The 24,134-nt window shown below is 68.2% G+C and carries 23 protein-coding genes and 1 pseudogene; 5 read left to right on the top strand and 19 right to left on the bottom strand.

Features of this window, described 5'->3' with window-relative positions; translation table 11 throughout:
* Positions 1-71 precede the first annotated feature (71 nt).
* Together LDO29_RS22370 and LDO29_RS22365 are read left to right on the top strand one after the other, a co-directional pair.
* Complete coding sequence (locus LDO29_RS22370) at positions 72-3,173, top strand: ATP-binding protein (RefSeq protein ID WP_224081929.1); 3,102 nt, start codon at positions 72-74, stop codon at positions 3,171-3,173.
* Positions 3,174-3,221: 48 nt separating this feature from the next.
* Entirely contained in the window at positions 3,222-3,470 is a 249-nt protein-coding gene (locus tag LDO29_RS22365) for a nickel-binding protein (protein WP_224081928.1), read from the top strand.
* 97 nt (positions 3,471-3,567) lie between these two features.
* Here LDO29_RS22365 and LDO29_RS22360 read toward each other — a convergent pair whose 3' ends face one another.
* The 6 genes and pseudogenes from LDO29_RS22360 to LDO29_RS22335 form a co-directional block, all read right to left on the bottom strand.
* Positions 3,568-4,863: an MFS transporter gene (locus LDO29_RS22360; RefSeq protein WP_224081927.1), complete on the bottom strand. Its 1,296-nt coding sequence runs from the start codon at positions 4,861-4,863 to the stop codon at positions 3,568-3,570.
* 709 nt (positions 4,864-5,572) lie between these two features.
* On the bottom strand, positions 5,573-5,740 hold the full coding sequence (locus LDO29_RS22355; RefSeq protein WP_224081926.1) for a hypothetical protein: 168 nt from the start codon (positions 5,738-5,740) through the stop codon (positions 5,573-5,575).
* A gap of 197 nt (positions 5,741-5,937) precedes the next feature.
* A complete protein-coding gene (locus tag LDO29_RS22350; protein ID WP_290369614.1) occupies positions 5,938-6,426 on the bottom strand; it encodes a DUF2501 domain-containing protein in 489 nt (162 codons plus the stop codon).
* A gap of 94 nt (positions 6,427-6,520) precedes the next feature.
* Positions 6,521-6,942, bottom strand: a pseudogene (locus LDO29_RS22345) (VOC family protein).
* 34 nt (positions 6,943-6,976) lie between these two features.
* On the bottom strand, positions 6,977-8,092 hold the full coding sequence (locus LDO29_RS22340) for an NADH:flavin oxidoreductase/NADH oxidase (protein ID WP_224081924.1): 1,116 nt from the start codon (positions 8,090-8,092) through the stop codon (positions 6,977-6,979).
* Positions 8,093-8,192: 100 nt separating this feature from the next.
* On the bottom strand, positions 8,193-9,533 hold the full coding sequence (locus LDO29_RS22335; RefSeq protein ID WP_224081923.1) for an MFS transporter: 1,341 nt from the start codon (positions 9,531-9,533) through the stop codon (positions 8,193-8,195).
* A gap of 267 nt (positions 9,534-9,800) precedes the next feature.
* Here LDO29_RS22335 and LDO29_RS22330 point away from each other — a divergent pair, with 267 nt between their 5' ends.
* Both LDO29_RS22330 and LDO29_RS22325 read left to right on the top strand, forming a co-directional pair.
* Positions 9,801-10,397 (top strand): TetR/AcrR family transcriptional regulator, encoded by a 597-nt coding sequence (locus LDO29_RS22330; RefSeq protein ID WP_224081922.1) that lies wholly within the window; start codon positions 9,801-9,803, stop codon positions 10,395-10,397.
* 110 nt (positions 10,398-10,507) lie between these two features.
* The gene (locus LDO29_RS22325; RefSeq protein WP_224081921.1) at positions 10,508-11,818 is read left to right on the top strand and encodes an MFS transporter; all 1,311 of its coding nucleotides are present in this window, start codon (positions 10,508-10,510) and stop codon (positions 11,816-11,818) included.
* Between the two features lie 13 nt (positions 11,819-11,831).
* On the opposite strand, the gene LDO29_RS22320 is transcribed toward LDO29_RS22325, so the two are convergent.
* The 11 genes from LDO29_RS22320 to LDO29_RS22270 all read right to left on the bottom strand — a co-directional run bounded on the left by LDO29_RS22320 (position 11,832) and on the right by LDO29_RS22270 (position 22,091).
* Entirely contained in the window at positions 11,832-11,978 is a 147-nt protein-coding gene (locus LDO29_RS22320) for a hypothetical protein (RefSeq protein WP_224081920.1), read from the bottom strand.
* Positions 11,979-12,117: 139 nt separating this feature from the next.
* Complete coding sequence (locus LDO29_RS22315) at positions 12,118-13,173, bottom strand: porin (protein ID WP_224081919.1); 1,056 nt, start codon at positions 13,171-13,173, stop codon at positions 12,118-12,120.
* A 218-nt stretch (positions 13,174-13,391) separates the two neighbouring features.
* Positions 13,392-13,730 carry an L-rhamnose mutarotase gene (locus tag LDO29_RS22310; RefSeq protein ID WP_224081918.1) on the bottom strand — a complete coding sequence of 113 codons (339 nt, stop codon included), beginning with the start codon at positions 13,728-13,730 and terminating at the stop codon, positions 13,392-13,394.
* A 7-nt stretch (positions 13,731-13,737) separates the two neighbouring features.
* Complete coding sequence (locus tag LDO29_RS22305; RefSeq protein WP_224081917.1) at positions 13,738-14,514, bottom strand: SDR family oxidoreductase; 777 nt, start codon at positions 14,512-14,514, stop codon at positions 13,738-13,740.
* Between the two features lie 35 nt (positions 14,515-14,549).
* Positions 14,550-15,431 (bottom strand): L-fucono-1,5-lactonase, encoded by an 882-nt coding sequence (locus tag LDO29_RS22300; RefSeq protein WP_224081916.1) that lies wholly within the window; start codon positions 15,429-15,431, stop codon positions 14,550-14,552.
* A gap of 3 nt (positions 15,432-15,434) precedes the next feature.
* Positions 15,435-16,712: an L-fuconate dehydratase gene (locus LDO29_RS22295; protein WP_224081915.1), complete on the bottom strand. Its 1,278-nt coding sequence runs from the start codon at positions 16,710-16,712 to the stop codon at positions 15,435-15,437.
* Between the two features lie 18 nt (positions 16,713-16,730).
* A complete protein-coding gene (locus tag LDO29_RS22290) occupies positions 16,731-17,624 on the bottom strand; it encodes an ureidoglycolate lyase (protein ID WP_224081914.1) in 894 nt (297 codons plus the stop codon).
* Positions 17,625-17,665: 41 nt separating this feature from the next.
* Positions 17,666-18,415: an SDR family oxidoreductase gene (locus tag LDO29_RS22285; protein ID WP_224081913.1), complete on the bottom strand. Its 750-nt coding sequence runs from the start codon at positions 18,413-18,415 to the stop codon at positions 17,666-17,668.
* Between the two features lie 58 nt (positions 18,416-18,473).
* A complete protein-coding gene (locus LDO29_RS22280) occupies positions 18,474-19,484 on the bottom strand; it encodes an ABC transporter permease (protein ID WP_396022706.1) in 1,011 nt (336 codons plus the stop codon).
* A gap of 1 nt (position 19,485) precedes the next feature.
* Positions 19,486-21,030 carry a sugar ABC transporter ATP-binding protein gene (locus LDO29_RS22275; protein ID WP_224081911.1) on the bottom strand — a complete coding sequence of 515 codons (1,545 nt, stop codon included), beginning with the start codon at positions 21,028-21,030 and terminating at the stop codon, positions 19,486-19,488.
* Positions 21,027-22,091 (bottom strand): sugar ABC transporter substrate-binding protein, encoded by a 1,065-nt coding sequence (locus LDO29_RS22270; RefSeq protein WP_224081910.1) that lies wholly within the window; start codon positions 22,089-22,091, stop codon positions 21,027-21,029. Before LDO29_RS22270 ends, LDO29_RS22275 begins: the two co-directional genes overlap by 4 nt.
* A gap of 245 nt (positions 22,092-22,336) precedes the next feature.
* Here LDO29_RS22270 and LDO29_RS22265 point away from each other — a divergent pair, with 245 nt between their 5' ends.
* Positions 22,337-23,113, top strand: a complete 777-nt coding sequence (locus tag LDO29_RS22265) for an IclR family transcriptional regulator (protein ID WP_224081909.1) — start codon at positions 22,337-22,339, stop codon at positions 23,111-23,113.
* 35 nt (positions 23,114-23,148) lie between these two features.
* Here LDO29_RS22265 and LDO29_RS22260 read toward each other — a convergent pair whose 3' ends face one another.
* Complete coding sequence (locus LDO29_RS22260) at positions 23,149-23,781, bottom strand: CDP-alcohol phosphatidyltransferase family protein (protein WP_224081908.1); 633 nt, start codon at positions 23,779-23,781, stop codon at positions 23,149-23,151.
* A gap of 11 nt (positions 23,782-23,792) precedes the next feature.
* Positions 23,793-24,083, bottom strand: coding sequence for an antibiotic biosynthesis monooxygenase family protein (locus tag LDO29_RS22255; protein ID WP_224081907.1), 291 nt, complete (start codon positions 24,081-24,083; stop codon positions 23,793-23,795).
* Positions 24,084-24,134 lie beyond the last annotated feature (51 nt).

Genomic DNA, 24,134 nt, shown 5'->3' with positions numbered 1-24,134 from the left:
TGTCGCGGGTCCACGCCGTCCAACCGGTTCCACTATGTGCCGGCACCGTTGAAACCACGGTTGAAAGCAGCGTGGCAGCTTCCCCCTCCCCGCCCCTTGCGCCACTTGCCGCTGTGTCCGCCGATGACCGGCTGCACATCCGCCTGCTCGGTGATCTCTGCGTCATGCGCGGCGCCGCGCCTGTGGCGCTGCCTGCATCCCGCCGCACCCGTGCGCTGCTTGGCTACCTTGCCGTGACCGGCGTGCCGCAGTCGCGCCAGGCCTTGTGCGACCTGCTCTGGAACGGTCCCGACGATCCGCGCGCGGCGCTGCGCTGGAGCCTGACCAAGCTGCGTCCCGTGGTCGATGCGCCCGGCCAGCCTCGGCTCCGGAGCGACCGCGAACGTGTGCGCCTGGACGCGGGCGAAGCATGGCTGGATATCGCGCGCGTGCAGACCCTTCTGGCCGGCGGCGTCGCCCATGCCACGCTGCAGGCGCTGGAAGAAGCCGCCGCCCTGCTGCAGGGCGAGTTCCTGAGCGGCCTCGACCTGCCGGGCTGCTACCGGTTCTATCACTGGTGCACGGCCGAGCGCGAGCGCTACGGCGGCCTGCGCGGCGCAGTGCTCGCGGAACTGGTGGCGCGGCTGCAGCACGCCCCGGAACAGGCACTGCGATACGCGCGCGCGATGGTTGCAGCCGATCCGCTCGCGGAACCCGCGCATGCCGCGCTGGTCGGCATGCTGTCGGCCGCAGGACGCTATCCCGACGCCGAGCAGCACTACGCCCACGCCCGCGAGTTGCTGCAGCGCGAACTCTCGATGCCCTCCGACGGGCCGCTCGATCAGGCCATCCGCCAGGCGCGGCGCCGGCAACAGGGCCGCTGCGCCACGCCCCAAACGGGCGAATCGACCGCACCCGACACAACCGCCATGCCTGCGCCGTCCAGCCCGTTGATCGGACGCCGGCGCGAGCAGCAGATACTGGATGCCCTTGTCGCGTCCCACAGCGCAAGCATGCTCACGCTGCTCGAAGGCGAGCCCGGCATCGGCAAGACGCGGCTGCTCGATTACCTGGCCGATACGGCCCGCCACGCCGGCTTCCGGGTCTTGCGCGGGCGTTGCTATGCAGTGGAGATGATCCGGCCCTACGGCTTGTGGAGCGATGCCTTGCGCACGATGGCCGAGGGCTGGCCCTCTGCTTCCGGCCCGGAAGCCGCCTCCGGCACGCGCGAACAATTGTTCAGCGACACCGCGGCCTGGCTGGCCCGGCTGGCCGCGGTACAGCCGCTTGCCGTACTGCTCGACGATCTGCAATGGATGGACGAAGGCTCAGCGGCGCTGCTGCACTACCTGTGCCGGACGTTGCCCACGCAGGCTCCGGTCATTGCCTGCGCCGCCGCACGCGTGGCGGAAACCGGCGACAACCCGTGGGCGCGCGGACTGCTGCAGTCGCTCGCGCGCGACGGCCACTTGCGGCGCCTGCCGCTGCGCCCGCTTGACAGCGACGAAGTCGCGGCACTCCTGGGGCCGGCATCGACGCTCGACGCTGCAGCCGTGGCGCGCGACAGCGGCGGCAATCCGCTGTTCGTCCTTCAGCTTGCCAATGCCGCCGCATGCGGGCAGGCCGCCGGCACGCCTACGCTGGACGAGCTCGTCATGCAGCGGCTCGACGCGCTGGACCACGACACGCGCGAACTGCTGCGGCTCGCCTGCGCACTGGGGCGCGAGGTACGTCCGCGCCTGCTGGCCGACGTGTCCGGCGCGCCGCTTGCGCAGGTACTGGCCACGCTTGAGCGCCTGGAGCGGCATGGCCTGTTGCGCCCCTGCGCCGAAGGCGGCATGGGCAATGATGGCGCCTGCTATGACTTCAGCCACGACGTGGTGCGCCAGGCCGCGTACCGCAGCATGTCGGCGCCACGGCGCCGCATCGTCCATGGCTGGATCGCCCGGCAACTGCAAGCGCAATGCGCATCGGACCCGGCCCTGCATGGAGAGCTGGCCCACCACGCAGCACTGGCCGGCGATGCCGCGCTGGCGGCAAAGGCTTGCGTGGATGCCGCCGAACACTGCCTGCGCGTTTGTGCCAACGACGAGGCCGTATCCGTGACCGAGCGGGGCCTCGGGTTGCTCGACTCGCTTCCGGCAGGCCAGGCACGTACGCACCTGGCCGTACGCCTGCTGAAACTGCGGCTGGTGGCTGCGAGCAATCGGCCCGAACGCCGCGCGCCGGCACTGGCCGACGCCCTGCGGCACGCGGTGGAAGACGCCGATACGCTCGGCCTGCATGAGGACGCCGCAGAAGGCCTGCATATGCTGTCGTGGCTGCACCAGCAGGACAACGACACCGAGGGCACCCGGCTGGCCACGCTCGCCGCGGAGCGCATGACGCGCAAGGCCGGCGCCGCCACGCGCTGCCAGCAACTGGCCAACACAGCGCGCTGCCTGCTGGAAGTCGAGTCCGACCTGCCGCAGGCACAGGCCATGCTCGGTGACGCAGAAGCACTGGCACAGTCACTGGCGCTGCGCGTGATCGAACTGGCATGGGGCCAGGGTCTGCTCGCGCGGGCACGCGGCGACGCCGCTGCCGCGCTTGACTTCGTATCCCTGGCCGTCGACCTCGCCCGCCAGCGCCAGGACCACTGGCGCGAATATGAATGCCTGGTGTGGCTGGCGACGATCGCCTTCGAGCGCGGCCACAATGCCGAGGTTGCCGGGCACAGCGCGCGGATCATGGAGGCCGCGCGGCACATGGGCGAGGCCGATGCGCCGTTCGCGCGCGCACTGGGAGCGCTGGCCGGCCTGCGGCAGGGAGAGGCTTCCGCGCACGCGGCGCTGGACAAGGCGCTGGAAAGCCTGCGTGCCATCGACGACAAGGCACATCTGGCGTATGCACTCAACAGCGCTGCCACGCTGCTGCGCGACAACGGCAACAGTCCCCTGATCCGGCCGCTCGCGCTCGAAGCCCTGCAAGCGGCCCGAGCCGTGCGGCGCCAGACTGAAACGATCATCGCACTCGCCCATCTGGCCACGGTGGACGCCGCCAACGGACACGCCGCCGAGGCTGTGCAGTGGCTGGCCGAGCTTGACGAGGCTGAATGCCGGCACGTACCCGGCGCGCGCGCCGCCGCTGCGGCCAGACACGCCCGCGCAGCGTGCCGCGCCATTCCAACGCTGGTGCCAACGCGATCCGCCTAGCCTGCAGGCATCAAGTCCGGCATCCGGTCCGTTCACAAGGAGCCTGCCATGTCCCGCATTGTCGTAGAACGCAGCTTCGCCACCCCGCAGTCCGACGAAGACATGAAGGTCGTCGCAGACCGCGAGCGGCCCTGCCTCGCGCTGTACAACGTCGCCTGGAAACGCAGCCTGGTCTCCGCCGACCGCATGCGCATGGTGTGCGAGTATGAGGCTCCGGACGCCGAAACGGTCCGCAAGATCCAGCGCGAGGCAGCGGCCAGCTTTGACCGCGTGTGGGTTGGCGATGTGGTGGAGTGAAGCGGCGGTGCCGCAGCTATCGCCTCGGGCTGAGCATGATCACCCCCGCGGCGACCAGCCCGATGCCGAGCCATTCGCGCGGGGCCGGCGCCCTGCGTCACGCGTGTGCAGGGTGCGCATGCGGGGCCGTTGCCGCGTACTGCTGCAAGCCGGCCATTCGCTGCTTCGAGCGCTCGGGGTTGATCAAGGCCGCACCGGCGAAGCCGCCCACGATCATCAATGCGCCGCAGACCGCGAAGCCCAACTCGTAGCCATGCGCGCCAGTGGCGTTCTGCACCAGATAGCCCGTTACCAGCGGCGCGAGGATGCCTGCAATCGATGAAATCGAGGCGTCGATCGACAGGAGCGCGCCCCGCTGCGCTGGCGGGCAGACCTCGGCCAGCATGGCCGGACCCAGCGAGTAGATCGACGGCGCCAGCGCGCAGCTTGCCGCCAGCAGCGCCACGCGCTGCCAGTTGTCCAGCCCAGGCGACACCAGCGCGGCCAGGCAGACCCCGGCGCCTACCAGCATCAGCGCAGCCAGGCGGCCCCTTGCGATGCGCGATGGCGTGCCCCGGCGCAGCATGCGCTGCGACCACCACGCCACGGCGAGCGTGACCGGCATGTTGACCGCGATGATGGCGGCGAACAGCCTGCCCGACGTGGCATGGTCAAAGCCAAGGCCGCGCTGCAGGTACGCCGCAAACCAGGTTAGCGACAGCGCCAGGCTCCAGTACGCGACAAAGCGCAGCAGGAAGCAGCCCACCACCGTGGCATCGCCGAGCAGCGCCCGATAGGGAACGCGCGGCTGCGCCGTCGCCTCGGCCGAGGCCTGGTCGACCTTGCCCTCGCCGCCGAACAGCAGCCACAGCACGGTCCATGCAGCGCCCAGTGCGGCCAGCACGTAGAAGTTGGCCCGCCAGCCCCAGTGCGTCGTGATGTAGGGAATGGTGATGCCGGCAAGGATCAGCCCCGTGGCGCCGCCTTGTGTAAAGAAGGCGACGGGGAGCGTGCGGCGATCATCCGGAAACCATTTGTAAGCCGCGTGAATGGCAATCGCCGTTGACGGCCCTTCGGCAATGCCCAGCAGCACGCGCGCGGCGATCAGCACCGCGAGGCTCGACGACCAGGCGAGCGGCAGCTGGAATACGGACCATGCGATGGCCATCAGCAACAGCAGCAGCGTGCACGACACACGGTTGGCAATGAAGCCGCCCGCCACGCCGGCCACCGCAAACAGCCAGAAGAAACTGCTGCCGACCAGCCCGAACTGGGCTGGCGTCAGGCCCAGCTCGTCCATCATCGGCCCGGCAAGCAGCCCTACGCTGATCTTGTCGAGGAAGTTGACCACCACGAACAGGAACAGCAGCACGGTAACCACCCATGCCCGGCCCCGCTGATAGGTTGCGCTCATTCGTTCTTGTCTCCGTTTTCTTGTTTCGGACCCAGGCCAATCGCGGGTCTCGAAAAAATTCTGGACAGGGTCTGGTGAGGGGTGTTCGTCGTATCCGACGATTTGCGGTGCCGCTCGGGGAATGCCTTACGGCACGCCGGCCGAATTCGCAGGCCAGCGTCGGCAGGTTTGGGTTTTGCCGTACGAATTGTTGCGGATTCCTGCGTGGCGGGCGGCACCGGCTGTCGTGACCGGTTATGGACGTGGTTGCCGATCTCAGTCTTGTGCGATCCGGGACGAGGCGGAAAAAATGGTTTTTTGTCGAAGTGCGGGGTCTGTGGGGATGATTGGGTTGGCGTGCTTGGCAGGCGTGGCTGTTTCGCCGGCGTAGCCGACGAGTCACTTTTTCCCGAGCGGAAAAAGTAACCAAAAACGCGTTTTTATCGGGACGTCGAAGGCTCGAAGAGATCGAGGCATCAGAGGACGAGCACAATTGCCTGCCGCGTAGATGATTAGGATGGGACAGGGCGTACGAACGAACCCGGATTACAGAGTGGTCCCTTCCAACAGCGATATCGGTAGGACGCCTACGGCTGCGCTGCGCGCACGCAGTAGTCTAGGCGCGAAGGTCTGGCCCGAACCACGCCGTAGTCGCGATGCGCTTGGCCTGCGGCATCGCAAACCGTGCCCCGGATGCCGCGCCATGGCGGCGGGCAGGCGCCCCGCGAACTCAGCCGACGGCGTGCATCGGCGACATCGAATACACCAGCACGAGCACCGCGACGATGGCCGGAGAACCCAGCCGGATCGCGGTGCTGCGCGTCATCACGCCAAGATAGACATACAAGCACACCAGCACCATCGCAGTCAGGTACACGAGGCCGTCATAGACTTGCATGGATGTCTCCCGTGGGGTCTTGCCCCGGATGCTTTTATTGGTCTACATCGTGCTGCCGCCAGGCCGCTTCAATTGGGGGGACGCCCTGGCGCAATGCCTTTGCTGTCTGTTTTGGACCATGGTCGCCACTTCGAAGCGGTGTGGCAATCATGGAAATCCCTGCGAAAAATGCCAAAAAGATGATGCAGTGCGCAAAATCACAGTAGTGACTTGCCTTGCGAAAGTATCTTCTCGCACACCTGTTCGGTGGCCTTGGCCTTCAGGCCGCTGCCGCTCAGGTCCAGCGTCTTGCCATGGCCGTCCTGCAGGATGCCCTTTGCGCCGCTGGTATAGCCGCTGTCGGTTGAAGCCTTGGACGGCCCGCCAAGCTTGTCCATCAGCTTGTCCTTGACCGAAGCCGCGCCGCCGCCCGCACCCAGGTAGTTGTTCTTGATGCAGAAATCCAGCAGCCCGGCAACATTGCCCGTGCTTCCCGAGGACAGCGACTGCAGCGAGAGGCCACCACCCACCCCTCCCAGCCCGCCCGTCGCGCTTTCCGCGGCGCCACCGGCGCCGCCCATGGGATTCTTCAGCACGTCACCCAACTGTGCCCGCGAAGCCGGGGCAAGGCCCATCAGCACGGCTGATGCCAGTGCCATGACGGCAAGGCGGCGCGGCCGCCCGAACGTTGTCTTGCATGCCTTCATCGTGCCTTCCCTCCGGCGATGCGCCACGTAGGTCAGGTACTACTATAGTGCGCGCGGCAGCCTTGCGCCCCGCCCGGCACTTTCTGCAGCATCCTCAGTCGGCGGGCAGCATCTGCGGGTTCCAGGCTACTCCCAGAGATGGCCGTCCGGGTCCGCGAAGTAGCCCGCATAGCCGCCCCAGAAGGTCGGCTGCGCGGGCTTGACGATGGTGGCCCCGGCCGCGGCGGCCTGTTGCATGACCGCATCGGCCTCGGCCTGGCTGCCGACGTTGTGCGCCAGGGAAGACCCGGCAGGGGAACGGACGGACACCGGCAATCCGGTGTCGTGCGCGAGGCTGGCGCGTGGCCAGATGGCCAGTTTGAGGCCCGGCTGCAGGTCGAAGAAAGCCACGGCGCCGTGCTCGAACTGCTCGCCGACGATACCCTGGGTCGGCAGGCCCAGCCCGTCGCGATAGAAACGCAGCGACCGCTCCAGGTCGTCGACGCCCAGCGTGATCAGGGTGACACGGGGTTTCATGCGGCCTCCTCTTTCGGCTTGGCGTGGTAACGGGTCAGCGCTGGCCGAAGCTCGCGCCTGAGAACAGGTCCTTCAACTCGCGCGGCTGCGAGCGCCAGTACTGCTTCGGCGCCGCCACGCTTGCGCCCAGCTTTGCGGCGGCGTGCCAGGGCCAGCGCGGGTCATACAGCATCGCGCGCGCCAGCGAGACCGCATCGGCCTCGTTGCCGGCGATGATGGCCTCGGCCTGCTCCGGTTCGGTGATCAGGCCCACGGCGATGGTGGGCAGCCCCACCTCGGCCTTCACGCGCTGGGCATAAGGCACCTGATAGCCCGGCCCCAACTTGATGGCCTGCGCGGGTGACACGCCTCCTGTAGTGACATGGATGGCCGCGCAACCGCGCGCCTTTAATGCCTTTGACAGGGCCACCGTGCCGTCGATATCCCAGCCGCCCGGCACCCAGTCCGTGGCGGAGATGCGCATCCACACAGGACGATCCGCAGGTACCGCCGCACGCACGGCGTCAAAGACCTCGATCGGGAATCGCATGCGGTTTTCCAGGCTGCCGCCGTACTCGTCATCGCGATGGTTGGCCAGCGGCGACAGGAACTGGTGCAGCAGGTAGCCGTGCGCGGCGTGGATCTCGATGCCCTGGATACCGAGCCGCACGGCACGCACCGCGGCGGCGATGAAGTCATCGCGCACCTTGTCCATACCGGCGCGGTCCAGCGCGGTGGGCGGCACTTCGCCATCGGCATGCGGCACGGCCGACGGTGCCACGGCCTGCCAGCCGCCCGGCGCGTTCGGCGCAACCTGCTGGCCGCCATCCCACGGGGCCTGGCTGGAAGCCTTGCGCCCGGCATGCGCGAGCTGTACGGCCACGGCCATGGGAGCGTGCGCACGGATGGCTTTCAGCACGCGGCCGAGCGCGGCCTCGTTCTCGTCAGCGTAAAGGCCCAGATCCCCCGCAGTGATGCGGCCCTCCGGCGACACCGCGGTGGCTTCGATGATGAGCATGCCCGCGCCGGACAGCGCCAGCGAGCCAAGGTGGATCATGTGCCAGTCGCCGGCGTTGCCGTCCTGCGCCGAGTATTGGCACATGGGCGCAATGATGATGCGGTTGGACAGCGTGAGGTTGCCGATATCGAGAGGATCAAACAGGTGGCTCATGGGAATACCTTGTCGTTCGGAACTGGGGGCGGCACCGGCGTGCCGTGATAGGAAGCCCGTCCGGTGGATTCTAGGCCGACGGTGGGCATGGCCAAACCCGTCAGTGCGCCACCGCCGGCATCACCAGCCGCAGGCCGCTCGCAATGGCGGCGACAGCGGCAAACCCCGCGCCCAGCGCCAGGGCCAATCCAGGACCGTGGCTGCCGGCCAGGCCAAAGCTGAGCGCCACCAGCGCCGCGCCGGTAGCCTGACCCAACAGCCGCGCCGTGGCGATCACGCCGCTGGCGCCGCCGCTGCGCTCGCGCGGGGCGCTGGCCATCAGCGCCTTGAGGTTCGGCGACTGGAAGAAGCCGAAGCCGGCCCCGCAGATGCACATGCGGATGCCGATCTCCAGCGCGCTCGGGTTCGCCGGCAGCAGCGCCAGCGACGCCATGCCAACGCTCAGCACGGCCAGGCCGACGCCGCCCAGCAGGCCCGGCGGGTAGCGGTCGGACAGGCGCCCGGCGACGGGCGCCAGCAGCGCCACCACCACGGACCACGGCGTCAGCAGGAATCCGGTTTCCACCTGATCGCGTCCGAGCACATGCTGGAAATAGAACGGCAGCGAAACAAAGGCCAGCCCCTGTGCGGCAAACGAGCAGACCGCGGTCAGCGTCGACAGCGCGAACATCGGACGGCGGAACAGGTCCACCGGCAGCATCGGCGCCGGGTGGCCGCGCTCGCGCCACAGCAGCAGGCCGAACGCCACCACGAAGATGGCCGCAGCGGCCAGAGATTCGGCCAGCGGTGCGCGCTGCGCGCCTTCGCCGAGGGCAAAGATCAGCGCGGCGAACGCCACCACGTTCAGCAGCGCTGCCACGCGGTCGAACGCGTGCTGGCTGCGCGGCGTCTGCGGCAGGACCCCGCGCGCGATGCCCAGCGCCAGCAGGCCGATCGGGAGGTTGACGGCAAACAGCCACGGCCACGAACCGAAAGACAGGATTACCGACGCCACGGTAGGGCCCAGCGCGAACGACACGCCCACCACCAGCGCGTTCAACCCAACCCCGCGGCCCAGCCGGTGGATCGGGAAGATTGCGCTGATCAGCGCCGTATTGACGCTCATGATGGCGCTGGCCCCGATGCCCTGCAGCACACGCGCCGCCGCGAGCGACGGCAGCGACCACGCCAGCGCGCACACCACCGAGGCGGCGATGAACAGCGTCACGCCACCGATATAGACGCGCCGGTGGCCAAGGATGCCGCCCAGCGCCGCGAACGGCAGCAGCGTGGCCACCATCGCGAGTTGGTAGGCGTTGATCACCCAGACCGATGCCGCGGGCGTGGCGCGCAGGTCCGCAGCAATGGAAGGCAAGGCCGTGTTGGCAATCGCCGTGTCCAGCGTGGCCAGCGCCACGGCAATCATGATGGCAGCCATGCCACGGCGCTCGCGCGAGGTCATGGGCTGCGGGGGGCTGGCGGCGGACGCCGGCTGTGAGGCGGATTGGATCGGAGCGGGACTGGACACGGCGCGGTATGGGTTGTGGCCGGATCGTCGCCCGGCACGGTTCAACGAGACAATACGGGAAATCCCTTCAACGCGCTGAAGATGACTTCATATGTATGCACATTTGAATCCACCGATTTAGATGATGATAAACATATATTGATAAAATTATGACCATCATCTAAGCTTCGCCAAGCATCAATTTCCGAAGGGAGCCTTCAGATGGCGCGCGCATCACGGGAACAAGCCGACAAGAATCGGGAAGCCATCGAGCAGGCGTCGTCGCGCCTGTTCCGGGAACGCGGGCTCAATGGCGTCAGCGTGGCCGAACTGATGGCGGGCGCCGGACTGACGCACGGCGGCTTCTATGGGCACTTCGCGTCGAAGGACGCACTCGCGGCGCGGGCCTGCAAACGTGCGTTCGAGGAGTCGGCAGCGCGCTGGGAACGCCGCATCGATCGTGCAGCGGGCGACCGGCAGGCCATGTTGGCCAACCTGGTCGAGCCCTATCTGACGCAAGCGCATTGCAGCAACCCGGGCCACGGATGCGCGGCGGCGGCGCTCGCCAGCGACGTGGCACGGGAGCCGGCCGACAAGCCGGTGCGGCGGGCTTACCTGGAAGGCTTCAAGGCCCTGGTCCAGGACATGGAAACGACCGTGGCCAGCGACAGCGCCGAGACGCGCCACAAGGAAGCGCTGATCCGCATGGCCATGCTGGTGGGCGCGGTCACGCTGGCACGTGCCATCGAAGGCCACGCCATGTCCGACAGCATCCTCGACGCCGTGCGCGAACGGCTGCTCGGGCCATCATCCGGCTAACCCTCAAACAATCCCAAAACGCCTTGACGCCCTGTTCTTCGCGCCCCCGCCGGGACGCGGATGGCCCGACTCACCCCAAACCCCCGCAAGCGCCTTTGACAGAGAGACCCATGTTCGCCCAAGCGATTTCCAGCCGGCTTGACCGGCGCGGCATCCACTACGCGTGGCTCGTCGCCGCCATCACCTTCCTCGTCATGCTGACGACATCGGCAGCGCTCGGCCTGCCCGGTGCTTTCCTCAAGCCGCTGACCAGCGAGATGGGATGGAACACGGACCAGATTTCATCGATCCTGGCCTTCCGTTTCGCACTGTTCGGGCTGATGGCACCGTTCTCCGCGATCCTGATGGAGCGCTTCGGCGTACGCAACGTGGTATGCGCCGCGCTGGCGCTGATTGCCGGCGGCATGGCACTGGCCACGGCCGCCACACAACTGTGGCAACTGTTCCTGGCCTGGGGCCTGATGCTTGGCATCGGTTCCGGCATGACCGCGCTGGTGCTGGCGGCCGTCGTGGCCAACCGCTGGTTCAGCGCGCGGCGAGGCCTGGTGATCGGCCTGCTCACGGCCAGCTCGGCCACCGGCCAGCTCGCCTTCCTGCCGGCGGCGGCCTGGCTGATCGAACACATGGGCTGGCGCGTCGCTGTGGTACCGGTGCTGGTTGCCTGCGCGGTATTGGCCGTGCTGGTGTTCGCATGCATGCGCAACCGTCCCGCCGACGTCGGCCTGGCCGCATTCGGCGAAGTCCCCGCGGCGGTCCCGGCCACCCCTGCGCCACCGCCCGCCCCGCTCACGCTGCGCGGCCCTTTCGTCGTGCTGCGCGATGCCATGCGCAACCAGGCGTTCTGGGTGCTGGCCGGCACCTTCTTCATCTGTGGCCTGTCCACCAACGGGCTGATCCAGACCCACTTCATCGCGCTGTGCGGCGACTTTGGCATGGGCCCCGTGCCGGCCGCCTCGGCGCTGGCCATGATGGGCGCGTTCGACTTTGTCGGCACCATCCTGTCCGGCTGGCTGTCGGACCGCTATGACAGCCGCAAGCTGCTGTTCTGGTACTACGGACTGCGCGGCCTGTCCCTGTTCTGGCTGCCGCATTCGACCTTCACGCTGTATGGCCTGTCCATCTTCGCGATGTTCTATGGCCTGGATTGGATTGCCACCGTGCCGCCGACGGTCAAGCTGGCCGCCACCGCCTTTGGCCGCGAGCGCGCGCCCATGGTGTTCGGCTGGATCTTTGCGGCCCACCAGGTCGGTGCGGCCACGGCGGCCTTCGGGGCGGGAATGAGCCGTACCCTGCTTCTGACCTATACCCCTGCGCTGTATGCCGCAGGTGCTGCATGCTTGGTGGCGGCGCTGCTGGCGCTGGTGGCAAGGCGCAATGCCATGCCCGGCAACGCCAACGCAGCGCAAGCTGCGAAGGCGTGAGCCCCCCAACGCTTCAGCCGCCCGCCGCAAAGGCCTGGAACGTGTAGAGGCTCGGCGGGCGCTGGTCACGCGACACTACCCGGATGCGCAGTGCCGATGCGGTGACGGGGCTGGCCAGTGAGAGATAGCGGCTCGCGCCGATATCCGAGCCGCTACCCAACTGCCTGCCACTGGCTGTTCACCTCGGCTTCCAGCCGCATAGCTGCCGGTGCGATAGTCCGATTCAACCGGGTCCAGGTATTCCGCGAGTTGCACAGGCGGATCGACGCAGGAACGGCGACCTTGCTGCCGCGCTACGGTCAGAATGAGTGGGCAATGCCGGTGTAGGCGCCCAGCTGGTTGCGGCCCGGCGCCGGATTGTTGTTGGTGGCCTCAACGGAGAAGTTCGCGTTCGCGCTGTTCTGCACCGTGCCGACGCTCGCATACAGCAACGTGCGTTTGGACAGGTTGTAGTTCGCGCCGAGCATGTACAGGTTGGCGTTACCGCCGCCACGGTTCACCATCACGCGGTAGAACGCGCCGATCAGCGTCAGCGCCGGCGTGAGCTGGTAGTTCGCGCCCAGCCAGAAATGGTTGGCCTTCGTCGGCGCGCCGGCAGGGCTGTCGGGTGCGGACAGGTTTTCATAGCCGGCGAACAGCTTGAAGTCGCGGATGGACAGCGTGCCGCCCAGGGTCAGTTCCTTCGACGTGTTGAACAGGTCACTGTACTTGCCATTGGCGTCCCGCGCCACGTCGTAGATCGCGCGCAGCTCGAAGGCGGGCGCCGTATAGGTCAGAGAGAGCGCGTCCTTGCGCAGCTTGCTGGCGGAGCCGGGCTGCTCGCCCAGGCTGGTCAGCGCCAACGCGCTGAATCCGCCCAGATTCGGGGTCTCGTAGGCAACCATGTTGTCGTGGCCCTGCCAGTTGCGCCCGCGCACCAGCGTGGCCGAGCCGATGAACTGCTGGCCGGTCGGGTCGAGGGCCCACAGTGCATCGGCAATGGGCTGGTTCTTGCCCATCGTGAGCTTGCCCCAGCCGCCCTGCAGCCCGATGTAGGCGCGGCGGTTGAACAGCGCATCGCCATTGGTCTTGCCCTTGGCGGCGCCAAAGCCGGATTCCAGGTGGAACAGGCCCTTGAGCCCGCCGCCCAGGTCCTCGGTGCCCTGCAGGCCGAACATGCTGGTCCCCCACTGGTTGTCCGCACCGCGCCACAGGGTGCCTGAGCCGCCATCCGTCGTCTGCACATTGGTCTGGACATCCACGCCCGCCACCACGCGGCCATACAGCGTTACATTGCTGCCCTGCGCGGCAGTTGCCGTCGCAGCTGCGCCGCACAGCGCGGCAACGCCTGCCAGTCGTATTGTTCTTCGCGTCACTTCCTGTCTCCTGTTGGTCATTGCTGCCAGATACCGGGCGCCGCGGACACGCAGCGCACTGGCTTGTTCAATCCGTCGCTGTTGCGTCGCTGTTGCGTCACTGTTGCGTCCTCGTTGCGACGCCAATTCTTCCTTTCCGCCATCCAGCGCAAAAAAAGGCCGAGCGTGTCCCTCCGTCGCCGCGGGAGCGAAGACGGCTGGTGTTCGCGGACAGCCCTCTACTGGTCTTTCAGGTCAAAGATCCGGGTCATGGGCACCCATTTCCGGTCCGGCGGCGTCCATGGCGTGGGTGCCTGGAAGGTCCACATCAGCGCTTCCCATTCCTGCACCTTCGGGTCGGCCGCGGCGGCGCGCGCCATGCTGTCGGGGTCGTAGCGCGCGTCGTCGGTGTCCATCACCATCACCAGCCGTGTGCCGACGCGCCAGATTTCCATGCCGGTCACGCCGTGGCGGCGCAGGTGCCCGGCGATCTCGGGCCAGATGCGTTGGTGGAGTGCTTCGTAGCGCGCGATGAGCGCGGGGTCGTCGCGCAGGTCCAGGGCGAGGCAATGGCGCATGGCAGCCTCACGTCAGGGCGCGGTCGAGGTGGGTATAGCCGCCATCGACGAACACCCATTGACCGGTGGTATGCGAAGCCTGCGCGGACAGCAGGAAGACCGTCGTGCCGGCAATCTCCTCGGCCGTCGTCATGCGCCGGCCGAGCGGGATTCTGGCGGTGATGGCCGCGAGCTTCTGCGCGGGTGCGTCGAAGCTGTCGAGCCATTCGCGGTACAGCGGCGTCATCACCTCGGCCGGGACGACAGCGTTGACGCGCACACCGTCCGCCGCCAGCGCGGCGGCCCACTCGCGCGTCAGCGACAGCTGCGCCCCCTTTGCCGCGCAATAGCCGCTGGTATTGCCCTGCCCCGTCAGCGCGGTCTTGGACGAGATGTTGACGATGGCGCCACGGCTCTCGCGCAGGTACGGCACGCAAAGATGGGCCATCACGTAGTAGTGGACCAGGTTGTTCTCGAGCGAGCGCACGAAGGCGTCGCGCCCGGCGTCGAGGCCGACGCCGTCGTTGACGCCGGCATTGTTGACCAGGCCGTCGATGCGGCCGAACGACGCCACGGTTTCCGCGACCATGTCCCGGCACGCCGCTTCGTCAGTCAGCTCCAGCTGGAAGAAACGTGCGTACGGCTGCAGTTGCAGCAGGCTGTCGCGGAATGCCGGCGCGATCGGCGACCTTGCGCCGATCACCGGCACCGCGCCCTCGTGCGCCAGTGCCATCGAAATGGCCGCGCCGATGCCGCTGGCGCCGCCGGTGACGATCACAATCTTGTCCTGCAGGTGCAGATCCATCGCGATTTCCCCTTTCCGCTTGTCAAAACCCGCATTCAGGCACCAGCCGGCAAGCCGTAGCAGCGTGCCGCCGTCCCGCCCCACAACTCCCGCTGCCCCTCCGGCCCAAGCCGCTGGTCGGCCCACTGCCGCACGATGCCGTGCACGTCCGCATAGGACGCAGCCAGCCGGCACACGGGCCAGTCCGAGCCGAACATCAGGCGCTGCGGGCCGAACACGTCGAGCGCCGCGTCCAGGCAGCCATGCATGCGGCCGATGTCGCCAGCACCCAGGCCGGTGCGCCAGTCCGCCTCGGTGACCAGCCCGGACAGCTTGCAGGCGACATGGGGCAGGTACCGGAATGGCTCCAGGGCGCGCCGCCAATGCGCCATCCCCGCAGCGGCGTCCGGTGCGCTGCCGACCGGCGGCTTGCCGAGGTGGTCCAGCACCAGCCAGTGCGCGTCATGCCGCGCGCAGAAGGCGCCGGCCGCTTCTAGCTGATGGCTGAAGACCAGCACGTCGTAGGCGTAGCCCCTGGCCTGCAGCAGCGCCACGCCGCGCGCAAACGCGGGCGCGGCCAGGAAGTGCCCGGCATCGGGCTCGTCCTGCACCTGGTGGCGGAAGCCGCGCAGCTTCGGCTGGCCGCCCCATTCCTCCAGGCGCGCGTCCAGGCCGGCGGCACCGAGGTCCTCCCACCCCACCACGGCCGCGATCCACGGGTGCCGGGCGGCCAGGCCGAGCAGGAAGCGCGTCTCCTCCCGCGATGCCCGCGCCTGTACCGCGATGCATGCGTCCATGCGCCGCGCCTGCAGTTGCGGCAGCAGGTCCTCCGGCAGGTGATCCGCGGCCAGCACCGCCATGTCCGGGCCGATCCATGGGTAGGCCCCGGCGCGATAGCGCCAGAAGTGCTGGTGTGCGTCGATGCGAAGCGGCTGCATCGCTCAGCCCCGGAAGCGGTTCTGCTCGAGCGAGGCCGGCTTCATCGTGATCGAGAAGCCCGGCGCCTGCGGAGGCATATAGGCACCGTTGCGCACCACGCAGGGATCGATGAAATGCTCGTGCAGGTGGTCGACGTACTCGATCACCCGGCCCTCGCGCGTGCCGGAGATGCAGATGTAATCGATCATCGACAGGTGCTGGACGTACTCGCACAGCCCCACCCCGCCCGCGTGCGGGCAGACCGGCAGCCCCTGCCTGGCCGCCAGCAGCAGCACCGCGAGGATCTCGTTGACGCCGCCGAGCCGGCACGCATCGATCTGCACCACGTCGATGGCCCCGCGCGTGATGAACTGCTTGAACAGCACGCGGTTCTGGCACATCTCCCCCGTTGCCACCTTGACCGGGGCCACCGCCTCGCGTACGGCGCGGTGCCCCTCCACGTCGTCAGGGCTGGTGGGTTCCTCGATGAACCACGGCCGCGCGAAGCCGAGCTCGCGCACCCAGTCGATGGCTTCCCTGACCTCCCAGACCTGGTTGGCGTCGATCATCAGCTCGCGGTCCGGCCCCAGCACCTCGCGCGCAATGGACACGCGCCGGATGTCGTCCTGCAGGTTGCGGCCGACCTTGAGCTTGATGTGCCGGAAGCCGCTGTCGATGGCCTCGCGGCACAGGCGGCGCAGCTTGTCGTCGTCATAGCCGAGCCAGCCGGCCGAGGTGGTGTAGCAGGGGTACCCCTCGCGCTCCAGCGTGCGGATACGCTCGGCCTTTCCGGGCGCCATCCTGCGCAGCAGGGCCAGTGCCTCGTCCGGGGTAATTGCGTCCGTGAGATAGCGGAAATCCACCGCGCGCACCAGTTCCTCGGGCGTAAGGTCCGCCACCAGGCGCCAGAGCGGCTTGCCCTCGGCCTTGGCCCACAGGTCCCACACGGCGTTGACCACGGCGCCGGTAGCCAGGTGGATGGCGCCCTTGTCCGGGCCGATCCAGCGCAGCTGGCTGTCCGACGTGACGTGGCGCCAGAAGCGGCCCATGTCGGCGCGGATCCAGTCCAGGTCCAGCCCCTCCACCAGCGGGCGCATGGCCTCGATGGCGAGGCAGCAGATCTCGTTGCCGCGGCCGATGGTGAAGGTCAGGCCGTGGCCTTCCAGGCCGGGCTGGTCGGTCTCCAGGATCACGTAGGCGGCGGAATAGTCCGGGTCGGGATTCATGGCATCCGAGCCATCGAGATGTTCGGAGGTCGGGAAACGCACGTCAATGACGCGCATGGAGCGAATCAGGGTCATCGGTCTGCTCTGCGGGAATTACTCGGAATGCGCGGCCAGGCGCTGCGGAATGCGCACCGGGGCGGCAACGGTATGCTGCGTCTGCCCGCCGAGCCCTGCGATGCCGAGCCGGATGGTCTGCCCGGCCCGCAGGTAGACCGGCGGCTTCTGCCCCAGCCCCACGCCCGGCGGCGTGCCGGTGGCAATGACGTCGCCCGGCTGCAGGCTCATGAACCGGCTCAGGTAGCTCACCAGGTGCGCCACGCCGAACACCATGGTCGACGTCGAGCCGTCCTGGTAGCGGCGCCCGTCCACCTCCAGCCACAGCCGCAGCGCCTGCGGATCGGGCACTTCGTCGGCGGTCACCAGCCAGGGGCCGATCGGGCCGAACGTGTCGCAGCCCTTGCCCTTGTCCCAGGTGCCGCCGCGCTCCAGCTGGTATTCGCGCTCGGACACATCATTGATGACGCAGTAGCCCGCGACATGCGCCAGCGCGTCGGCCTCGGCGATATCCCGGCCGCCCTGCCCGATCACCACGCCGAGTTCCACCTCCCAGTCCGTCTTGACCGAGTCGTGCGGAATCTCGATGTCGTCGTCCGGGCCGCAGATGGCACTGGTCCACTTGCCGAACACCACTGGCTCGGCCGGCACTTCCATGCCCGATTCCGCGGCGTGATCGGCATAGTTCAGGCCGATGCAGATGAACTTGCCGACCCGGCCCACGCACGGGCCCAGGCGCAGTTCCTGTTGCGGCACGCCGGCCACCAGCGGCAGCGCATTGAGGTCCAGCGCGCGCAGGCGGGCCAGCCCTTGCGGCCGCAGCACATCACCGGCGATGTCGCCGACCACGGCGGACAGGTCGCGCACGTTGCCCCGGGCGTCCAGCACGCCGGGTTTTTCCTGGCCTCGCGGGCCATGACGCAGTAGTTTCATCGGTTGGATTCTCGGGAATGATGAATCAGGGATCGGCGCGCTCAGTTCGACCAGCCGCCGTCGATCACATGGATAGTGCCGGTCACGAAGGCCGACTCGTCCGAAGCCAGATAGGCCGCCAGCGCGGCGATCTCCTGCGGCGTGCCCACGCGGCCCATCGGCTGCCGGGCCACGAAGTCGGCGCGCACCTGGGCGGGGTCGCGCTGCTGCTGGCGCGCCTGCTCGTCGATGCGCGCGGCCAGCGATGGCGATTCCACGGTGCCCGGGCAGATCGCGTTGCAGCGTATGCGCCGCGTCACGAAGTCCGCCGCTATGGCCTTGGTCATGCCGATGACGGCCGCCTTGGTGGTGCCGTAGGCGAAGCGGTTGGGCACGCCCTTCACACTGGACGCCGCCGACGACATATTGATGATGGAAGCGCCGCCGGCGTCGAGCATCTTCGGCAGCAGGGCCCGGATCAGCCGGTACATCGACGACACATTGAGCTGCCACGCGTGCGCCCAGTCCTCTTCCGCGCAGTCCAGGACCGTGCCGTGGTGCACGTAGCCGGCGCAGTTGAACAGCACGTCGAAGGCCGGCTCCCGGCTGGCCAGCGTGCGGATGGCCGCGGCGTCGCACACGTCCAGCACCATGGTGCGGATGCCGGACTCGCCGGCCAGCGCCTGCAGCGCGGCCGGGTTGATGTCGGTGGCCAGCACCTGCGCGCCTTCGGCGGCAAACCGCCTGGCGCTGGCCTGCCCGATGCCCTGGCCGGCGGCGGTGACAAGAATGCGTTTCCCGGTAAGTCTCATGATGGATTCGTGTTGGGTCCGGATGGATGTCGGATGGGATGACGGCGGAGCGGGCGCACTACTGCTGGTTCTCGCCGGTGAGCCGGGCGACCATCAGCGCGCCGAGGATGATGGCGCCGTAGATGGCCTGGATCCAGAACGACGGCACCTGCGCCAGCGTCAGCAGGTTCTGCACGACGCCCAGCAGCAGCACGCCGGACAGCGCGCCGAGCATCGAGCCCTTGCCGCCGTCGAGCGACACGCCGCCGATCACTGCCGCCGCAAACACCGTGAAGATCATGCCGTTGCCCTGATTGGCGTTGATGGCGCCCACGTAGCCGGTCACGATCAGTCCACCCAGCGCGGCCAGCACGCCGGCCACGACAAAGACGCCCAGGGTGATGCGGTCCACGTTGATGCCCGCCGCCCGCGCCGCCGGGGCATTGCCGCCGATGGCGAAGAGCGCGCGGCCGAGCCGGTGGTAGCGCAGCACGATGCCCGCCACGCCGAAGGCCGCCCCCGCCAGCCAGACCGACAGCGGCACGCCGAGCAGCGTGGTCGTGGCCAGCGCGAAGAACGCTGGCGGCATGTCGAACAGCGTGCCGCCCTTGGTCGCGCCCACCAGCATGCCGCGCAGCACGATCAGCATGGCCAGCGTGACGATGAAGGCGTTGAGCCGCAGCCTGACCACCAGGAAGCCGTTGATGAAGCCGGTGAGCGCGCCGACCGCCAGGACCACCAGCAGCCCCGCCGCCACCGGCCACTCCGTGCCGAAGCCGGCCGACCCCGCGGGGATCACCAGCATGGCCCCGAGCGCCGGCGCGATGCCGACGATGGATTCGACCGAGAGATCGAACTTGCCCGTGATGATGATCAGCGATTCCGCCAGCACCACCAGCGCCAGCGCCGCCGATGCACCAAGCACGCTGACCAGGTTGGCCTGCGTCAGGAAGCTGGGGCTCACGAACGCCCCCAGCGCGACCAGGATCAGCAGCGCCGGCACCAGCGCAACGTCGCGCAGCCGTTCCAGCCGCAGGCCGCCGGCTAGCGGCGCCACCGTGGTGCCCCGGCCGGATGGGGCCGCGGCCATGTCACGCGTTTTCATTGAGGTTGACTCCTTCGATCGTGGCAATCAGCTCGCTGTCTTCCCAGCCAGCCGGAAACTCGGCACACACGGCGCCGCGCAGCATGACCAGCACGCGGTCGCAGGCGCGCAGGTCGTCCAGTTCGTTGCTCACCAGCAGCACGGCCTTGCCTTCGTCCCGCACGCGGTCCACCACGGCCAGCAAGGCCTGCTTGGACTTGACGTCGACGCCTGCGGTGGGGTCGATGAGAACCAGCACGTCGGGGTCGTTGGCCAGCGCGCGGGCCATCACGACCTTCTGCTGGTTGCCCCCGGACAGGCTGCCGACAGCCTGCGTTTCGTCCTGCGCCACCACGCCGAGCGCGCTGATCATGTCCCGTGCCAGGGCGCGCTTGCGTGCCGGCGAAAGAAAGCCGAAGCGGCCCAGCCGGTGGGGAACGGTCATGGTGGCGTTCTCGCCGATGGACTGCCCCAGCACCAGCCCCTCCCGATGGCGCTCCCTGGGCACGCAGCCCACGCCGCGCGCCAGCGCCTGCGCGACGTCGCCGGGCGGCAGGGCTTCGCCGTGCAGGCGGATGCATCCGGCCACGGGCCGCCTGAGCCCGGCCACAGCCTCGCCCACGCCGACATGGCCGCTGCTGGTTGCACCGGTCAGCCCCACCACCTCGCCGCGGCGCACCTGCAGCGACACGTCGCGATAGTCCGCGCCTGCCAACTGCTGCAGGTCGAGCACCGCGGGCGCATCGCGCAGCGGCGCCCGCCGGCGCGCGTCCGCGGCCAGCAGGCCGCCGCGCTCGCCGGTCATGGCCTCGATCAGCCTGTCCTTCGGCATCCCCGCCACCGGCGCGGAAACGATGTGCCGGGCGTCGCGCAGCACCGTCACCGACTGGCAAATGTCATAGATTTCCTGCAGGTGGTGCGAAATGAAGAGGAACGTCACGCCCTCCTGCTGCAAGGCGCCGATGCGCCGGAACAGGCGTTTGATCTCGTCGCCGTCGAGTTGCGCGGTCGGCTCGTCGAGAATGATGAAGCGCGCACCGTACGACAGCGCCCGGGCGATCTCCACCAGTTGGCGGGCTTCCACCGACAGGTCGGCGGCGCGCATGTCCTCGTGCACGTCCACCTGCCAGGTGTCGAGCAGCCCGCGCGCCAGCCGGCGCAGTGCCTGCCAGTCGATCCAGCCGCGCCGGGTGGGCTGGCGGTTGATGAACAGGTTCTCCGCCACCGTCAGTTCCGGGATGATGGTGGAGTGCTGGTACACGCAGGCCACGCGGCTGCGCCACGCCTCGCTGTCGGACACCGGCGGCGCGGCCTCGCCATGGAAACGGATCGAGCCGGTGTCGGGCTGCCGCAGGCCGGTCAGCATCGACACCAGGGTCGACTTGCCCGCGCCGTTGCGGCCCACCAGCGCGTGAGACTCGCCGGGCATCACGCTGAGGCTGACGTCGCGCAACGCGATGGTCGCGCCGAACCGCTTGGAGATCCCGCTCGCCTCCAGCACGGGCGGCGCCAGTGCGTCACGCCGCTGCGCGGCATGGATCGGCGCACTCATCGCTGGTTGGCCCAGAGGGACTTGTCGTCGACGTTCTGCCGGGTCACCACCGGCGCGGGCAACTGGTCTTCCAGCACCCCGGGGGAGACCTCGACGATCATGCTGCCGTGGTCGGTAGGCCCGGGCCGGAAGGTCTGGCCGGCCAGCGCCGCCTTGATGTAGTGGAGGCCGTACTTCGCGTACAGGTCGGCGGGCTGCGAGATGGTGGCGTCGATCTCGCCCTTGCGGATGGCCTCGTATTCCTGCGGAATGCCGTCATTGCTGATGACCACGATATGCCCCGGGTCACCGGCCGGATGCAGCAAGCCCTTGCGCCGCAGCGTCTGCAGGGTCGGCGACAGGTACACGCCGCCGGCATGCATGTAGATGCCCTTCACGTCCGGGTTGGCGGACAGCAGGCTGTCCAGCGCGGCCGCCGCGGCATCAGCCTTCCAGCCCGCGGGAATCTCCAGCACCTTCAGGTTCGGGAACCCCTTCATGCAGGCGCGGAAGGCCTCGGTGCGGTCGCGGCCGTTGACCGAGGCCAGGTCGCCCATGATCTGGACCACCTTGCCGGCCTTCACGTTCTGGCCGAGGAACTGGCACGACTTGGTGCCATAGGCGCGGTTGTCGGCACGCACCACCATCGCCACCTTGCCCTTGGTCGGGGCCACGTCCACGGCCACGACCGGCACCTTCCTCTTCTCGGCCAGGTCCAGCGCGCGGCTGATAGCTGCCGAATCCAGCGGCGCCACCACCAGGCCGCTCGAACCGAGGTTGATCAGGTTCGAGATATCGGTGATCTGCTGCGCCGGATCCTGGTTCGAGTTGACCGGGGCGAGGATTTCCACGCCGGCGGCCTTCGCCATCTGCGGGATGTAGTTGTTGTAGGCCTGCCAGAACGGCGAGGTGAGCAGCGGCAGGTTGACGCCGATCTTGCCGGCGTCCGCCGCCCGTGCCGGGGTGGCGGCCTGGACGACTGCCAGCGCCGCCAGCGTCGCCAGGCACCGAGTCGCCCGCGCACGACTGCCGCGGGGCTTGGATCGGGGGGATGCAAGGAATGGAATGCCACGAATTGCCATGGTGTTGCCTCCGTTACGAGAGCCCCGGGGCATCGCCAACATGGCCGCTCCGGCACCTCTTTTTAAAATTTATTGGTGAACATATTATTCATACACGAATGAGAGCGCGTCAAGTGCGGCATTTGCTGGGGTTTTCCCTGTGGTGCTGGCACGATGGATCGGTTACCGGTGAATCACTTGTTCCACCATACGGAGAGCCCGTAAGATGCAACGCCGTGCACAGCCAAGAAACAAACCGAGATTCTGTGGAAGACAACGACCGTTACCGCGCCCCGGCCCTGGACAAGGGACTGGATATCCTGGAACTGCTCGCCGAGCATCCGGACGGCCTGACACGCGCAGAGATCGTCAAGGCGCTGGGCCGCGGGCCCAGCGAGATCTACCGGATGCTTGAGCGCCTGGTGGCGCGGCAGTATGTGATCCGCTCCGCGGGCGGAGACCGCCACGCGCTCAGCCTGAAGCTGTTCGCGATGGCGCACAGGCATCCGCCCGTCAATCGCCTGGTAACGCAGGCGCTGCCCGTGATGGATTTGTACGCGCGCCAGGCGGAACAGTCCTGCCACCTGGGCATGTACGACCGCGGCAATGTGCTGATCGTGGCCCAGGTGCCGGGCCCGAGCGCATGGGGCCTGTCAATCCGCCTGGGCGCGCGCGTCGGCCTGCTGGACACCGGCTCGGGCCACGTCCTGCTCGCGTGCCAGGCCGACGAGCAGCGCGAGCAGATGCTGGCCCAGCATATTGCGGTGGAGGGCGAAGTCCCGATGCCGGAGGAAGAGCTCGCGCAGACGCTGGCGTCGATCCGCGAGCTTGGCTACAAGCAGCGCGAGAGCCTGCAATCGTTCGGTGTGGTGGATATCAGTTGCCCCATCCTGGATCCGCATGGGCATGCGATGGCGGTGCTGACTTCGCCGTACATCCGGCGTATCGACCGCCATGCGGGTCCGTCGCTGGATGAAGCGCGCGAACGGCTGATCGAGGCCGCGCGCTCACTCTCGCTCGACCAGGGTACGGAGGCGGCGTAGCGCGCCTTCCCGCAGCTTGCGTGGGTGCAGGAAACTCAGAACTTGGGAATCCTCAGCGTCTTGCTGACCATCAATGAGCCTGACAGCGCGAACAGCAGCACCAGCGGATGCAACCCGGCCGGCCCGATGGTCCATACGCCGCCGGGCAGCGCTGCACCGATGCGGTCCTGTGCAGCGCACCAGGCCAGCACGCCCGTCAGTAGCACGCTGGTGGGAATCGGCGTGCCTTCGAAGTACTTCACCTTGTCGCTGCCGGCCGACAGCGCTTCTGCGGTGACATTGAACCGCGCAAGCCGGCTGACGCCGCAGCAGACAAAAAAAATCAGAACCGCCAGGTCCCATCCGCCGCGCATGCCCGCGGCGAAGGCCAGCGTGGCCGGGCCGACACCGAAAGAGATGATGTCGGCCAGCGAATCGAGCTCGCGCCCGAGCGCGGAATGCTGGTGGCGCCAGCGCGCGATGCGCCCGTCCAGCACGTCGAAGATGAATGCCAGCGGCGCCAGCGCGGCCGCGGTGAAGAAATGCGCCGGCGTCGGCGTGGCCACGTAGAACATGGCGAAGAACACCGACGCCATGCCGCACGCCGCATTGCCCAGCGTGAACACGTCCGCGAGCTGCAGCTCGCGCAGCATGGAGAAATGGCGGGGCCGCTCCTGAGACGCCGGCATGTGTGTTCGGCTTACAGTACCTTGGCGACGTGGCCGACCTGCGGCGGGGCCGCGAAGCAGTCGCTGACGAGCTCGCGCCATTGCTGGAATTCGGGCGATTCGCGGAAATGCACCATGTGGTCTTCGACGGTTTCCCACTCGACCACCAGCGTGTATTGCTGCGGCTGCTCGACCGAGCGGAACAGCTGCACGCCGTGGCAGCCGCGCGAACGCAGGAACAGCGGCGTGGCCTTGCCCACGCCCTGCTCGAACTGGCTTTCGCTGCCGGACTTGACGGTGATTTGTGCGATTTCCTTGATCATGATGTCCCTGTTATCTGGTTGGGGTGGCTGCCGGCGCGTGCCGGAGGCATG

Origin of the sequence: Cupriavidus laharis, from assembly GCF_914271435.1 — a bacterium.
Classification (GTDB): Bacteria; Pseudomonadota; Gammaproteobacteria; order Burkholderiales; family Burkholderiaceae; genus Cupriavidus; species Cupriavidus laharis.
The sequence above is the reverse complement of the archived record's forward strand: the minus strand, read 5'-3'. Positions and strand labels throughout refer to the sequence as shown.

Excerpts from the sequence above, each read along its gene's own strand:
- LDO29_RS22365 (WP_224081928.1), top strand. The coding sequence starts at position 3,222 with ATGTCCCGCATTGTCGTAGAACGCAGCTTCGCCACCCCGCAGTCCGAC.
- LDO29_RS22360 (WP_224081927.1), bottom strand. The coding sequence starts at position 4,863 with ATGAGCGCAACCTATCAGCGGGGCCGGGCATGGGTGGTTACCGTGCTG.
- LDO29_RS22355 (WP_224081926.1), bottom strand. The coding sequence starts at position 5,740 with ATGCAAGTCTATGACGGCCTCGTGTACCTGACTGCGATGGTGCTGGTG.
- LDO29_RS22350 (WP_290369614.1), bottom strand. The coding sequence starts at position 6,426 with ATGAAGGCATGCAAGACAACGTTCGGGCGGCCGCGCCGCCTTGCCGTC.
- LDO29_RS22340 (WP_224081924.1), bottom strand. The coding sequence starts at position 8,092 with ATGAGCCACCTGTTTGATCCTCTCGATATCGGCAACCTCACGCTGTCC.
- LDO29_RS22335 (WP_224081923.1), bottom strand. The coding sequence starts at position 9,533 with ATGACCTCGCGCGAGCGCCGTGGCATGGCTGCCATCATGATTGCCGTG.
- LDO29_RS22330 (WP_224081922.1), top strand. The coding sequence starts at position 9,801 with ATGGCGCGCGCATCACGGGAACAAGCCGACAAGAATCGGGAAGCCATC.
- LDO29_RS22325 (WP_224081921.1), top strand. The coding sequence starts at position 10,508 with ATGTTCGCCCAAGCGATTTCCAGCCGGCTTGACCGGCGCGGCATCCAC.
- LDO29_RS22310 (WP_224081918.1), bottom strand. The coding sequence starts at position 13,730 with ATGCGCCATTGCCTCGCCCTGGACCTGCGCGACGACCCCGCGCTCATC.
- LDO29_RS22305 (WP_224081917.1), bottom strand. The coding sequence starts at position 14,514 with ATGGATCTGCACCTGCAGGACAAGATTGTGATCGTCACCGGCGGCGCC.
- LDO29_RS22300 (WP_224081916.1), bottom strand. The coding sequence starts at position 15,431 with ATGCAGCCGCTTCGCATCGACGCACACCAGCACTTCTGGCGCTATCGC.
- LDO29_RS22295 (WP_224081915.1), bottom strand. The coding sequence starts at position 16,712 with ATGACCCTGATTCGCTCCATGCGCGTCATTGACGTGCGTTTCCCGACC.
- LDO29_RS22290 (WP_224081914.1), bottom strand. The coding sequence starts at position 17,624 with ATGAAACTACTGCGTCATGGCCCGCGAGGCCAGGAAAAACCCGGCGTG.
- LDO29_RS22285 (WP_224081913.1), bottom strand. The coding sequence starts at position 18,415 with ATGAGACTTACCGGGAAACGCATTCTTGTCACCGCCGCCGGCCAGGGC.
- LDO29_RS22280 (WP_396022706.1), bottom strand. The coding sequence starts at position 19,484 with ATGGCCGCGGCCCCATCCGGCCGGGGCACCACGGTGGCGCCGCTAGCC.
- LDO29_RS22275 (WP_224081911.1), bottom strand. The coding sequence starts at position 21,030 with ATGAGTGCGCCGATCCATGCCGCGCAGCGGCGTGACGCACTGGCGCCG.
- LDO29_RS22270 (WP_224081910.1), bottom strand. The coding sequence starts at position 22,091 with ATGGCAATTCGTGGCATTCCATTCCTTGCATCCCCCCGATCCAAGCCC.
- LDO29_RS22260 (WP_224081908.1), bottom strand. The coding sequence starts at position 23,781 with ATGCCGGCGTCTCAGGAGCGGCCCCGCCATTTCTCCATGCTGCGCGAG.
- LDO29_RS22255 (WP_224081907.1), bottom strand. The coding sequence starts at position 24,083 with ATGATCAAGGAAATCGCACAAATCACCGTCAAGTCCGGCAGCGAAAGC.